The organism is Companilactobacillus paralimentarius (genome assembly GCF_963227125.1).
Classification (GTDB): domain Bacteria; phylum Bacillota; class Bacilli; order Lactobacillales; family Lactobacillaceae; genus Companilactobacillus; species Companilactobacillus paralimentarius.
Genome location: NZ_OY724131.1, coordinates 1480507 through 1492695, shown reverse-complemented (window position 1 = coordinate 1492695; position 12189 = coordinate 1480507). Strand labels below are relative to the sequence as shown.

Below are 12189 nucleotides of genomic sequence, written 5' to 3'. Positions count from 1 at the left end.
GTCAAACTCCATTCGAGATTTTGACTTTTTTTGGTTAATGGAGGTTGTATGATGCATCAATCATTATGGAGCCAGTTAAAAAACGCTTTTACCAAGAAGGAAAAGGATAGTAATACCATTTTAACTAATGATATTAATGATCCTCAGAATAAAGCTCGAAGCAAGGAAGAAGAAACTAGTGATTTTTCACAAATTTTGAAGTTAAAGAATATCAAGGTGGATGTTTCTGTTTCCTCTGAGAATGAATTATTACATTATTTGGCCAGGTTTGCTTGTGAGCAACAAGCAGGTATGGATGAAGAAGAGCTATATGGTCAACTTTTATTACGTGAACAACAGGCATCTACCAATTTAGGTGATGGCATTGTTTTACCTCATGTTATTGATGATTCAGTAAAAGAATTGACTATGTTAGTCATAAAACTTAGTAATCCAATTATGTGGAATGATGAAAAAATTGATATGGCCATTAGTTTATTAATTCCTAAAGTTGAGCCAGATTTTTTGCATGTAAAGTATTTAGCCAGTATTTCACTTTTACTATTAAAACCTAATTTTCGTTATGCATTAAGTGAGGCCGCTAGTCCTGAACAAATAGCGGATATGTTTATTAATAGTACTAATTAAAAAAACAGATAATAATGTTATAATAATTGAGTTATTTAATGAGAATATTGGAGGGATTATTTTTGAGCCAGTTAAGTGTGCTAAATGTTGTAATTCGACTCCTATTGGCTGTGATATTTTCAGGAATCATTGGATTGGATCGAGCATACAAACATCGTCCTGCGGGTTTACGGACTCATATCTTGGTTTGCTTGGGTGCTTGTATTATTGCGATGATTCAAAAGAATATTGGATTTGATGCTTTGGAAATGGCACGCCAGTATCCCCAATATAAGGGCGTTTTGCGAGCTGACGATGCTCGACTGATAGCTCAAGTGGTTAGTGGTATTGGATTTTTAGGTGCTGGAACAATTATTGTAGAACATCATTCGATCCGTGGATTAACAACTGCGGCTAGTCTTTGGGTAGTTGCCTGTTTAGGAATTGCCATTGGTATGGGTGATTATATTATTGCTATAGTTGGTTTCTTAGTTGTTTATGCAGTATTAGGTTTCTTGAAGAAGATTATCAAGATCAGCCCAGTGCGAAAATTAAAAATTGAGTATAAACACAAATTAGATACTAAGAAGTTTATTGATGAGTATTTTCAAAGACATGATATTACAGTTGAAGGTGTAAGATTCAGCGTATCCAATTTTAATGATACAAAGATCTACACTAATGTTTATTCAATTGATTTTGGAAAAAATATTGATTATGTTGATATTGTTGAAGGACTGTCAATGAATGAAAATGTTATTAAGGTAGAAACGATTAATGTTTAAAGTAAGAATATCTCTAAATTAACTTAGAGATATTTTTTTATGCTCATTTTTAATGAGAACTTATTTAAATATTTTAGTCTGGATAATTCATTGTAATTAGTCTAGACCTTTGCTATCTTTTGTAGTTGGGGGAATTAAATGATAAGAATTTTACGATCCAAATTGTTAATTGCTTTTTTATGTACACTGTTGATACTGATAGGTTATTTATTTCTATCAAAGAATAAAGTGATTGGCAGTAACCGTGAAAATATTATTTTAGTAGGTGAATCAAAACAAAAGCAGCAGAGTATTTCGGAATTTAGTAATGAGAGTAAAAAATACTCTTATGTTTCTTTTGACAATTTATATGAGAATACAACTTTATATTTTGGATCGAAAATTTTTCAATTTGGACATATTAAAAAATTGGATCCAGAAGATAAGTATATGTTAGTGGCATTAGATGGTAACGATGCTTCAAGAGTTTGCAAAGTGAGATATACTGATTCAAATTTTGCTAGAAATATTAGCAGTTTACAGGAAGATGATGCTGTGAAGTTTTATGGTGAAGTTCTTTCGGTTGACAATTATATCAATGAGAAAGGTCGTCAAATTAGACGTCCTGTGATAGGTGCTAATTTCATACAATTAAAAATAAATGAATAAGGGGAAATTATGAAATTATACAGTAGTATCTTAGATGATAATTTTGAATATTTAATGTTTCAAGAATTAATCGATTTAAGAAAAATGGAATCAGAAGTCCTTCCAGACTAGTTAAAAATTCAATTGTCAGGAAACATTTATGCAAGCCGAAATAGAAAATAATAGCCTCAATAAACTCAAAGCTGAGTTTGTTGAGGCTATTATTTTTAAGATACAAAAAACCCTCCAAGATTTGGATGGCAAATATCCAAAATGGAGGGCACACATTTTATATCAAAAGGGTTCTTAAAGAAATAGTAAAAAATTAAATGGCATTTCACTTATGAGAAGTGACATCAAACAAGAGAAGTTTTAATTACTACTTTTTAGATTCCTTTTTATTCTTAGCAGATTTTTTATCTGCGGAATCTACGCGTTTTTCGTTTTCTTTTACATCATCGGGAAGAGAGGCAAACTTATCAAACAAACTGCCAAAATCACTTTCGCGTTTCACTGTTAAGCCCATCGGTATCAGCCCCTTTCAAGTTTCTTTATATCTACCATTATTATATAGCCTTTCAAAAAGAATAACAATTATTTAGGTAAATTAAATTAGTTAATTTTTTGAGTTGATTGGTATCTTTGGTCGAATATGTCACTTCATTTGACAATTATTCAGATTAACTTAAGATTAAATAAGTTCGGACTATAAGAGGGAGGGATATTTATTGGCAACTGAATATCTTGAACATAAATTAAGCCTTTTACCACCACGTCCTGGATGCTATTTAATGAAGGACATTAATTCTAAAATTATTTATGTGGGTAAGGCTAAAAATTTACGTAATCGAGTACGTTCTTACTTTAAGAGTTCACATGAAGGTAAGACCGCTCGTCTAGTATCAGAGATTCGTGATTTTGAAACAATTATTACTTCCAATGATAAGGAAGCTTTTTTGTTAGAGATTACTTTAATTCAAAAGCATCAACCATATTACAATATTAAATTGAAGCGTGGTACAGGCTATCCGTACATTAAAATTACTAATGAACGTGATCCTAAGATGGAGATTACAGGTTTAGTTAAAAAAGATGGTGCCTACTATTTTGGTCCTTATCCAAATGTTTGGGCTGCCTCTAATACTCTAAATTTTTTACAAAAGGTTTATCCATTACGTAGATGTCAAGGAAATTTAGGACGACCTTGTTTGTACTATCATATGGGTCAGTGTTTAGGGGCCTGTTTTCAAACAGTTCCTAAAGAAAAATATGATCAACAAATTGAAAAAATCAAAAAGTTTCTAGGCGGTAATGTTGGTGAAATCAAGCATCAATTAGAAGATTGTATGGAAACAGCTTCAGAAAAACTGGAATTTGAAAGAGCTGCTGAATTAAGAGATCAAATTAAGTATATTGAAACTACAGTTGAGAAACAAAAAATTATATCCAATGATAGTACACCTAGAGATATCTTTAACTACTACGTTGAAAAAGGTTGGATCTCAATTCAAATATTCTTTATTCGTCAGGCTCGTTTAATGAAGCGTGAGAAAAAAGTTTTTGCTTGCATCAATACTCCAGAGGAAGAGCTGTCGACATTTATCCTGCAATTTTATAATCGTCGAAACCAAGTTTTACCTAAAGAAATTTTGGTGCCTGATAATTTAGATAAAGATACTTTGTCTCAAGTCTTAAATATCCCATTTAGGACACCGCAGCGTGGTCAAAAACGTGATCTGATGGATATGGCAGCTGAAAATTCTAAATTAGTTCTTCAAGAGAAATTCCGGTTAATGGAATTAGACAATCGTCAAACTTACGGTGCCCAGAAACAAATTTTTGAAGCACTTGATTTGCCATATGGTCATATTATTGAATCATTTGACCACTCACATATCCAAGGAACTAATCCAGTATCAGCAATGGTCATGTTTAAAGATGGTCGCCCTGAAAAGAGTGGTTATCGTAAATATAAAATTAAAGGTGAGGTTGAACATCAGTCAGGTGCCGACGAGGCGGCTAATACTCGTGAGGTCATTTATCGTCGTTATTCAAGGTTGATTAAAGAAGATGATCCGTTACCTGATTTGATTTTGATGGATGGTGGTATCATTGAATTGCGTGCTGTAATGGATGTTCTTACTAATGAATTAGGAATTAACATACCCGTAGCAGGAATGGTCAAAGATGATCACCATAACACTTCACATTTAATTGTCGGTGAAGAAGGAATTGAGGTACCATTAGACCGTAAGAGTCAAGGTTTCTACTTATTACAAAGAATTCAAGATGAAGTACACCGTTTTGCGATTACTTTCCATCGAAAGACTCGGAGCAAAAATGCTTTATCATCACAACTTGATAATATTCAAGGTGTGGGTCCGAAGACAAGAACGAAACTATTGAAAAAATTTGGGTCGGTTAAAAAGATGAAGGAAGCCTCAGTTGAACAGTTAACTGATTTGGGAATTCCTAAGACAACAGCACAAACAATTAAAATAACGTTAGCAAGTACGGATTTTCACAAGAAATACCATAAAGGTTAAAAGGGAGAGATTTGATGATTACATTGAAGTCAGAACGAGAGATCGAAGGTATGCGTGAATCAGGAAAGATATTGGCTGGAGTCCATTTGGGCTTGCGCGATATGATTAAACCTGGTATTTCAGCATATTCAATTGAGGAATTTGCTAATGATTATATTGTTAGCCATGGAGCCGTTCCTTCTGAAAAGGGATTCGAAGGTTACAAGTATGCAACTTGTGTTGACGTTAATGATGAAGTTGCACATGGTACACCGCGTAAAGATTTGATTTTAAAAGAAGGCGACCTAGTTAAGGTAGATATGACCGTCAGCTATAAAGGTTACCAAAGCGATTCTTGTTGGAGCTATGCCGTTGGTTCAGTTACTCAAGAAACATCTGATTTGATGGAAGTTACCAAGAAATCACTATATTTAGGAATTGCTCAGAGTATTGAGGGTAATCGATTAGGTGATATTGGTTATGCAATCCAGCATTACACAGAAGATGAACATGGTTATGGGGATGTCAGAGAACTCTGTGGACATGGTATTCAACCAACAATGCATGAACAACCTGATGTCTTACACTATGGTGAACCAGGTAAAGGATTACGTCTTAAAAATGGTATGACAATTACAATTGAACCTATGATTAACGAAGGAACATGGGAAATTGTTGATCGTTCGTTGGATGATCCTAACGATGATTGGATCTATTATGCTAGTGCCGATGGTTCATGGTCTGCACAATATGAACATACTTTGGCTATTACAGAAAATGGTCCCCAAATTTTAACATCACAAGATGCTGCTGAGGATGAGAAGTATCTCAGTTGGGCACGTAAATATTTAAAAGAACATAATCAAATGAAATAACTAAAAAACAGCCCGTAAAAGGACTGCTTTTTTTTAATCTATTTTTGGATAACATCATTAAAAGCAATGAATTCATCAGTGGCAACACGATAGTATTTCTCTTCGTTATCACCTAAGTAGGCAATACGGTCGTATTGCCAAGATGAATGAGCTCCTAGACCACGGTTAGAAATTAATTTGGCATCAGAACTAACTAAACTGGTAAATTCTTTATCTTTGGTTTCAACAATACCGGATTCAACTTGGTAACGATAAACGGTTTTAGCATCGACCCATTCATTAGTAGCAACACGGTAGTAAATTTTGCCATTTACTTTAATAGTTTGATCAAATTTCCAATTGGAATGCTTACCCAATTCTTTATTGGTGATAAGTTTCATTTGCCCTTTTTCTAATTGATACAATTTAACGTATTGTTTCATAGTACCAACGAATCCATTCATTTTATCTGGATTAGGATTTGGAGCAGGATTAGGATTTGGAGCAGGATTAGGATTTGAAGTTGGATTAGGGTTTGGTTCGGGGGTAGTAACTGGTGGTTTAGTAGAACCTGAACCTTCATCATCTTCAATTAAATAATATTTTACTTTTTCATCAGTAGTAATAGTACCGTCTTCATTTATTTTGGCTTTAACGGTTTCTTTGTCAGGTTTGTAACCTTCAATTTGAGGTACTTTGACAAGGACAGTTTCACCTTTTTTACCGGTAACATTTAGAACTGTTTGTAATCCTAGATTGGAATTGATATGTACGTTAGAAGTTACGGTAGAATTGGCTTCTTCTTCGGAATAATCATCTGATTCATAGTAAATGTAGATATTTTGTTTACGACCAGCTAGCATAAAACGTACTCTCATATCGAGTGTATAATATTTTAAAGCTTGATTAAAAAAGTCTTCGGTTGTAGGCTCATCTATTCCGTTATTTACAACGTCGAAAATAGTTTGGTGGAAGGCTTTACCAGACATTGTGGATACTCCCATTTGTGGAAAGTAAGAGTAACTCATGTCGGTATATGTTTTATTGTTGTTTAGCTTGGCTGTTGCCGGATCTGGTAATTTTTCATCAGTTTGTTTAGGAATTTTTGTGAAAATATCAGCTGTAACACTCTGTTTGGAGAAAATTTTACCATCCAAATAAACATTTAAATTAAAAGTAGTAGGTTTTGCCTTTTCTAATTTGACAGTAAATTCGGCGTTATCTTTGTTAATCTTGTCACGATCAAATTCTTTAACAAGAGGTTCCTCTTCAAAACTAATGTCAGTCGGTCTTAAGGGGTCCGCAACATTAGCAAGATTATCTAAGTCAATAGAGACAGCGTCAAAATGTCCTTTTAATAAATAGCCCTTTTCAAGGGATTCTAATCTTTTAACTGTGAAATCTTGTTCAGAGGATTCAAAGGCTTCTTTATGGACTTTTTGATAAATTTCTTCACCAGTATCTTTGAAAACATAATGAACATTAGCGTCACCATTGATTAATTCATAGGTGATATGATTAACTTTTTTAGAATCATCTAGTAAAGAAAGCGTCTGAGTGTTATCGTCATATTGTAATTGCATGTCGGGACTAACACTCTCATAACTAAGAGAACCCTTCCAATTAGTGGTAATTTCTAAGTCATTGACTTGGAAGGTGGTTTCTTTATTAGCTTTTAATTCAGCAAGTTCCTCATCAGTAAGATTAACAAAAATATCATCTAATTTGGTATTAACATCTTTATTTGTAGAGGGAACTACGATGCTGGTTTCAGCATTTAATTGATCCAAGGAAATTTTATCACCTAATTTAATTTTGTTAGTACGTGGTTCTTGATTATTACTACTTTTACCTTCCTGGTCTTTTTTGTTCTGAGTGACTTCAGTTTGGACAGTCTGTGCGTTAACAACTGTTTGTTGTACGACAGGGGCTGCGAAACCTCCTAAAATAATAGCTGATAGTAAGATTGTTTTCTTTTTCATAATAAACTCCTTGCGTTTTGTGGTAGGGAATTTTCAAACCAGTTGGTTTGTAAGTGGTTTCAGTATAACAGACAAAATCTAAGGGTAAGCGTCAAATAATGCGTTATATCAACAAACAATGATAAGTTAAAAATCGTTTTATGGAAGATTATTTTAGATTATGAGAAAAGAATTATAGAAACTAATAAAAATAGAAAAGAGATAAAGTTTCAGTAATAGAGTTGAATTACTGAAATTTCATCTCTTACGTTTTAGGAGATAGATTTTTAAAATTTTTGGTTTTTCTTAAATAATGAATAAAAATAATATTAATTAAAGAAAAATGTAACTCAAAAAAATGCCTACTTAGGAATGACAAAAATCTTGTTGGGCAATAAAGGAAGCGGTAAGTGGATGTTATCTTGCGAAGTATCAGACGATATTAAACTAGCGATACCAAGACCCAAAATTGACGGTCCCAAATTATTCAAATTGTTAGACGAGCAACGAGAATATTTTGAATATTATTTACCATGGTTACAATTAACTAAAGTGGCAAGTGATGAAGTTGAATTTTTACAGATGACTAACCGCCATATGGGAACGAAAGATTCATTGAATCTTGTAATTTGGTATCAAAATGAAATTGCTGGAATGATCAGTTTTAATCACTTTGACCATTTACGAGCCAGTGCTGATATTGGTTATTGGTTGGGCAAGAAGTTTCAGGGAAGGGGTATCGTGACAAGAGCAGTAAAATGTATTGCTAACTTAGGCTTTGAAGATTATGGCCTAAATCGTGTCATAATCCAAGCGGCTGTTGACAATGAAGCTAGTAATGCAGTAGCCAAGCGGGCCGGTTTTATTTTGGAAGGAACATTGCGCCAAAATGAGTTATTGGATGATGGCTTTCATGATGAGAATTTATACAGTTTACTTAGGGAAGATTTGCAGTAGCAACTTCAATCTTAATTTTTTTATTTGTTTAGAATTTTATTTAGTTGCAACATAAATTTATCAACAGTACTACCAGGTAATTTGGTAGTTAAAATACCATAAGGTACGTGAACGTCGGTTTTCAAAGGTATTGAAACTAAATTAGGATGGATTCTTTTCCAAGGTGTAACGGTAATCAAAGGGATATTCTCCTCAACAGCCTGATTAAAGGTATTCATATCATATCGACCGCTCGTTTCGACTACTTTTATTTGCGGATGGTCTTTTGCAATAATTCTTCGTAACTGATCATTAGTGTTACTGATTCCCATCGGAACACTCAATAATGATTGTCCTTTTAAGTCATTGAATGATATTTCACTCAATTTAGCTAAAGGATTGTCACTTCTGACGGCAATACCGAAGTCATATTGTCCTAGTTGTAAAGCCTTAAAAGACTGTTTTAAAGTGGCATTATCAAATGTACCAACAATTAAATCACAACTTCTTCCCAAGGTGGCGTACTCACGGTTTTGGGATTGGAGATCTTCTTGTAACTGCACGATGCGGATTTGAAAATCTGACATCTGTGCGGTTATTTTTTTCCAAATATCCATGAATGGATCAGCCGGATGCAAGATCGAGGTTCCCACAGTAATAATATTTTGGCCAATAATGGAAGATTTTCTTGTTTCTTCGATAGCGGTGTCTAACATATTCAGAATCTGTTTAGCATAAGGTAAAAAAGTCTGTCCTTCAATGGTGAGCTTTGTGCCAGTGGCAGTCCGAACAAATAGTTGTAAGTTCAATTCATTCTCTAATCGATTGATCTGCTTCATGACCGCTGTTCCTGAAATGAAACTTTGTTCGCCAGCTTTAGTAAAGCTACCGTACTCGCTGACTCTGATAAAAGTCTGTAATTGTGTTATATCCATGATATATTCTCCTATTGTTGCAAGTATAAACCTATGGTTGATACAACCTCAACTTTTAGATTCTTCAAATTCTTTATAACCCGGCTATACTAGTATTTGTAATTAAGAAGAAATCACAACGAAAAGAAATGGGGATGAACAAACAGTTTAAATATTTAATTAGAACAATGGTGTTTGTAGGTCTGCTATTATTTATCAGTTTTCGATACGGACCGAGCGATAATTCAACCGTTGTTCAGGGCAATCAAAGATCCACAGATGGCGAAAAATCGTCTTCAATAAAAATAATCACCGTCAAATAAATGCTGTTAGTTATCACCATGTTTTTAATAAGGAAAAATAGGAGGACATTAATATGTCAGTAGAAAATAAAGTAGTCGTAATTACAGGAGCATCATCAGGAATTGGAGAAGCAACTGCTAAGTTGTTAGCTAAGAATGGAGCAGCCGTTGTTTTAGGAGCTAGACGTGAAGAACGTTTACAAGAAATCAGTCAAAGCATCATCGATAATGGTGGCAAAGCTGCTTATCGAGTAACCGATGTAACAGATCCCGAAGATTTGAAAGCTCTAGTTGCTTTAGCTAAAGAGAAATTTGGGGCTATCGATGTTATTTATAATAATGCAGGTATCATGCCAACTTCACCAATCAGTGCTTTAAAGACTAATGAATGGAACGCCATGATCGATGTCAACTTGAAAGGTGTCTTAAATGGCGTGGCCGCTGTAATGCCAGATTTTACAAGTCAAAAACATGGCCAAATTATTACCACTTCTTCAGTTGCTGGTTTAAAGAGTTTTATCGGTTCGGGTGTTTATGGTGCAACTAAGTTTGCAGTCAGAAATCTAATGGAAGTAATCCGGATGGAAAGTGCTAAGGAACAAACTAACATTAGAACCGCCACGATTTACCCAGCTGCCATCAATACTGAGTTATTACAACACATTACTGATAAGAGTTCTAAACAAGGAATGGATAAACTTTATCAATCCGTTGGTATTACTCCAGATGCTATTGCTCGTGTCGTTAACTTTGCTATTGATCAACCAGAAGATGTCAATGTCAATGAATTCACTGTTTACCCAACAAAGCAAGGTTAGGAGAAAGTTATGAAAAAAGTTATTTTATTAGGTGCTACAAGTAATATTTCTAAATATTTGATTCCAATGTTATTGAATGAAACAGATTCACAAATAACTCTTTTCGCTAGACGTGCTGGACGAAGATTGACCGAATATGCTGACAATCCGCATATTTCAATCATTGATGGTGATTGGAACAATCTAGAGGATCTAAACTTTGCTATCAAAGGTCAGGACATTGTCTACATGGCCACTGGTCATTTTATCGATGCTAATAAAAATGTAGTCGCGGCGATGAAGAATAATCATGTAGAACGTTTGATTGTTGCCGGTGGTTTAGGTATTTATGATGAAGTTGCTGGAAAATTTGGTCAATGGAATGCGCGGATGATGGGTGATTATACAAGTATTAAAAAAGCCGCTGCCGTAATTGACGAAAGCGGTTTGCAATATACCTTTTTGAGGATGAGTTGGTTGTACAACCAAGATAATAATTATAAATATGAAATAGTTCCCCAAGGCCAGCCAATGAGAGGCACTCAAGTTACTCGTCAAGCAGTTGTCAAATTAGTCACTGATATAGTCAATGATTCCAAATTGTATGCCGCTCAAAGTATCGGTGTCGTAGAACCAAATACCGAGTGGGATAAACCTTCATTTTATTAAAAAGGAGTTGTTTACATGCAAGTTAAGGTTAGTTTGAATCAAGGATTTTTACCAGATAAATACACTAAATATTCAGAAATAAAACAAAGTGATCAGCCGGTCATCTCGTTTCCAATTACTTTGAATGCAAAAGATACGAAATACTTAGCTATTTCACTGGCTGACTATGATGCCGTTCCCAGAACTGTTTTCCCATTTATTCATTGATTAGTTACGGATATTCCAGTGACTGATGAATATATCCTGGCCCAACGCCACCAGACAAACTGCACAACTATACGTTAACGGTTTATGCGTTGAATGAAACAATGAAATTATCAAATAAGTTTTTCTATAATGAATTTCGAGAAGCATTAAAGAACAAAATTATTGAACAAACGGAATTGACTTAACGGCCAAAAATTAATGGGGGCATAAAGTATTATGAGTACAAGTGAAGATGAAGTAAAGAATGGACTATTCGCTATTGGCGATGAAAATTTAAAATTTCAAAAATATTTTACTGGTTTGACTTATCACAATTCATTAGTAAAAGATCCAAATGTGAATGTGACTGTCAGTAACGTTACCTTCAAGCCAGGTTCACGTAATAACTGGCACATTCATCACAATGGTTATCAGATCCTTTTGGTAACTGGCGGTGAGGGCTGGTATCAAGAAGAAGGCAAAAAAGCTCGTCTGTTGCATCCAGGTGATGTAGTAGTAACGCCTGATGGTGTTAAGCACTGGCACGGGGCTACTAAGGATAGTTGGTTCAGTCACATTGCAATCACTGCTGGAACACCAATTTGGGAAGAACCAGTTTCAGATGCAGATTATGACCAACTCTCCAAGGAGGACCAAACCGATGACTAGAATAAAGATAACTTTAAACGGACAAGAATTAACCGCAGATTTTAATAACAGCGATACTGCTAAGGAATTAATGAGCAGAATGCCCTTATCAGTGAAAATGATGAATCTATATTCACGTGAAATGACCTATCGTTTTCCCAATGCATTGCCTGCTAAAAAGGCGAAAACAGATGGTTATGAAGTTGGTGATATTGGATATTGGAAGCCACTTCACAGTTTAGTGATCTTTTACAAACAGACAGGCGAAATAATCGATCAATTACAGATTGTTGGACATATTACGGACAATATTAATTTCTTTAAATCCACCGGTGACTCCATAATTGAATTCAAGTTAGAAAAATAGAAGGCAAATAAA

At 34.4% G+C, this 12189-nt stretch carries 15 protein-coding genes; 12 read left to right on the top strand and 3 right to left on the bottom strand.

Going from position 1 to position 12189, the window contains the following annotated elements; genetic code table 11:
- Nucleotides 1-51: 51 nt before the first annotated feature.
- The 3 genes from ACI6PB_RS07195 (at nucleotide 52) to ACI6PB_RS07185 (ending at nucleotide 2039) form a co-directional block, all read left to right on the top strand.
- Nucleotides 52-627 carry a PTS sugar transporter subunit IIA gene (locus ACI6PB_RS07195; RefSeq protein WP_309510894.1) on the top strand — a complete coding sequence of 192 codons (576 nt, stop codon included), beginning with the start codon at nucleotides 52-54 and terminating at the stop codon, nucleotides 625-627.
- Between the two features lie 62 nt (nucleotides 628-689).
- Entirely contained in the window at nucleotides 690-1391 is a 702-nt protein-coding gene (locus ACI6PB_RS07190) for an MgtC/SapB family protein (protein ID WP_025085295.1), read from the top strand.
- Between the two features lie 138 nt (nucleotides 1392-1529).
- Nucleotides 1530-2039 (top strand): hypothetical protein, encoded by a 510-nt coding sequence (locus tag ACI6PB_RS07185; RefSeq protein ID WP_025085296.1) that lies wholly within the window; start codon nucleotides 1530-1532, stop codon nucleotides 2037-2039.
- A gap of 358 nt (nucleotides 2040-2397) precedes the next feature.
- Here ACI6PB_RS07185 and ACI6PB_RS07180 read toward each other — a convergent pair whose 3' ends face one another.
- Nucleotides 2398-2544 carry an SPJ_0845 family protein gene (locus tag ACI6PB_RS07180; RefSeq protein WP_167593944.1) on the bottom strand — a complete coding sequence of 49 codons (147 nt, stop codon included), beginning with the start codon at nucleotides 2542-2544 and terminating at the stop codon, nucleotides 2398-2400.
- Between the two features lie 202 nt (nucleotides 2545-2746).
- Between ACI6PB_RS07180 and uvrC the strand changes: the two genes are divergently transcribed.
- On the top strand, nucleotides 2747-4564 hold the full coding sequence (gene uvrC, locus ACI6PB_RS07175; RefSeq protein ID WP_025085297.1) for an excinuclease ABC subunit UvrC: 1818 nt from the start codon (nucleotides 2747-2749) through the stop codon (nucleotides 4562-4564).
- A 14-nt stretch (nucleotides 4565-4578) separates the two neighbouring features.
- Nucleotides 4579-5418, top strand: coding sequence for a type I methionyl aminopeptidase (map, locus tag ACI6PB_RS07170; protein ID WP_056955713.1), 840 nt, complete (start codon nucleotides 4579-4581; stop codon nucleotides 5416-5418).
- A gap of 38 nt (nucleotides 5419-5456) precedes the next feature.
- Here map and ACI6PB_RS07165 read toward each other — a convergent pair whose 3' ends face one another.
- A complete protein-coding gene (locus tag ACI6PB_RS07165; protein ID WP_309510895.1) occupies nucleotides 5457-7379 on the bottom strand; it encodes a hypothetical protein in 1923 nt (640 codons plus the stop codon).
- A 393-nt stretch (nucleotides 7380-7772) separates the two neighbouring features.
- Here ACI6PB_RS07165 and ACI6PB_RS07160 point away from each other — a divergent pair, with 393 nt between their 5' ends.
- Nucleotides 7773-8315: a GNAT family N-acetyltransferase gene (locus ACI6PB_RS07160; RefSeq protein WP_034544156.1), complete on the top strand. Its 543-nt coding sequence runs from the start codon at nucleotides 7773-7775 to the stop codon at nucleotides 8313-8315.
- Between the two features lie 20 nt (nucleotides 8316-8335).
- On the opposite strand, the gene ACI6PB_RS07155 is transcribed toward ACI6PB_RS07160, so the two are convergent.
- Nucleotides 8336-9229 carry a LysR family transcriptional regulator gene (locus tag ACI6PB_RS07155; RefSeq protein ID WP_025085301.1) on the bottom strand — a complete coding sequence of 298 codons (894 nt, stop codon included), beginning with the start codon at nucleotides 9227-9229 and terminating at the stop codon, nucleotides 8336-8338.
- Nucleotides 9230-9584: 355 nt separating this feature from the next.
- Here ACI6PB_RS07155 and ACI6PB_RS07150 point away from each other — a divergent pair, with 355 nt between their 5' ends.
- From ACI6PB_RS07150 to ACI6PB_RS07125, 6 genes are all read left to right on the top strand, one after another.
- Nucleotides 9585-10328, top strand: a complete 744-nt coding sequence (locus ACI6PB_RS07150; RefSeq protein WP_025085302.1) for an SDR family oxidoreductase — start codon at nucleotides 9585-9587, stop codon at nucleotides 10326-10328.
- A 9-nt stretch (nucleotides 10329-10337) separates the two neighbouring features.
- Complete coding sequence (locus tag ACI6PB_RS07145) at nucleotides 10338-10976, top strand: NAD(P)H-binding protein (protein WP_056955711.1); 639 nt, start codon at nucleotides 10338-10340, stop codon at nucleotides 10974-10976.
- A 15-nt stretch (nucleotides 10977-10991) separates the two neighbouring features.
- Entirely contained in the window at nucleotides 10992-11183 is a 192-nt protein-coding gene (locus tag ACI6PB_RS07140; protein WP_051564185.1) for a hypothetical protein, read from the top strand.
- Nucleotides 11184-11272: 89 nt separating this feature from the next.
- The gene (locus ACI6PB_RS07135; protein ID WP_234031756.1) at nucleotides 11273-11368 is read left to right on the top strand and encodes a hypothetical protein; all 96 of its coding nucleotides are present in this window, start codon (nucleotides 11273-11275) and stop codon (nucleotides 11366-11368) included.
- 31 nt (nucleotides 11369-11399) lie between these two features.
- Complete coding sequence (locus ACI6PB_RS07130; protein ID WP_025085303.1) at nucleotides 11400-11831, top strand: cupin domain-containing protein; 432 nt, start codon at nucleotides 11400-11402, stop codon at nucleotides 11829-11831.
- Nucleotides 11824-12177 carry a cyclophilin-like fold protein gene (locus tag ACI6PB_RS07125; protein WP_025085304.1) on the top strand — a complete coding sequence of 118 codons (354 nt, stop codon included), beginning with the start codon at nucleotides 11824-11826 and terminating at the stop codon, nucleotides 12175-12177. The genes ACI6PB_RS07130 and ACI6PB_RS07125 overlap by 8 nt, the downstream gene beginning before the upstream one ends.
- Nucleotides 12178-12189: the final 12 nt, after the last annotated feature.

Coding starts and splice junctions, on each gene's coding strand:
- map (WP_056955713.1), top strand. CDS start 4,579: ATGATTACATTGAAGTCAGAACGAGAGATCGAAGGTATGCGTGAATCA.
- ACI6PB_RS07185 (WP_025085296.1), top strand. CDS start 1,530: ATGATAAGAATTTTACGATCCAAATTGTTAATTGCTTTTTTATGTACA.
- ACI6PB_RS07125 (WP_025085304.1), top strand. CDS start 11,824: ATGACTAGAATAAAGATAACTTTAAACGGACAAGAATTAACCGCAGAT.
- ACI6PB_RS07195 (WP_309510894.1), top strand. CDS start 52: ATGCATCAATCATTATGGAGCCAGTTAAAAAACGCTTTTACCAAGAAG.
- ACI6PB_RS07130 (WP_025085303.1), top strand. CDS start 11,400: ATGAGTACAAGTGAAGATGAAGTAAAGAATGGACTATTCGCTATTGGC.
- ACI6PB_RS07140 (WP_051564185.1), top strand. CDS start 10,992: ATGCAAGTTAAGGTTAGTTTGAATCAAGGATTTTTACCAGATAAATAC.
- ACI6PB_RS07155 (WP_025085301.1), bottom strand. CDS start 9,229: ATGGATATAACACAATTACAGACTTTTATCAGAGTCAGCGAGTACGGT.
- ACI6PB_RS07180 (WP_167593944.1), bottom strand. CDS start 2,544: ATGGGCTTAACAGTGAAACGCGAAAGTGATTTTGGCAGTTTGTTTGAT.
- ACI6PB_RS07150 (WP_025085302.1), top strand. CDS start 9,585: ATGTCAGTAGAAAATAAAGTAGTCGTAATTACAGGAGCATCATCAGGA.
- ACI6PB_RS07160 (WP_034544156.1), top strand. CDS start 7,773: ATGTTATCTTGCGAAGTATCAGACGATATTAAACTAGCGATACCAAGA.
- ACI6PB_RS07165 (WP_309510895.1), bottom strand. CDS start 7,379: ATGAAAAAGAAAACAATCTTACTATCAGCTATTATTTTAGGAGGTTTC.
- ACI6PB_RS07145 (WP_056955711.1), top strand. CDS start 10,338: ATGAAAAAAGTTATTTTATTAGGTGCTACAAGTAATATTTCTAAATAT.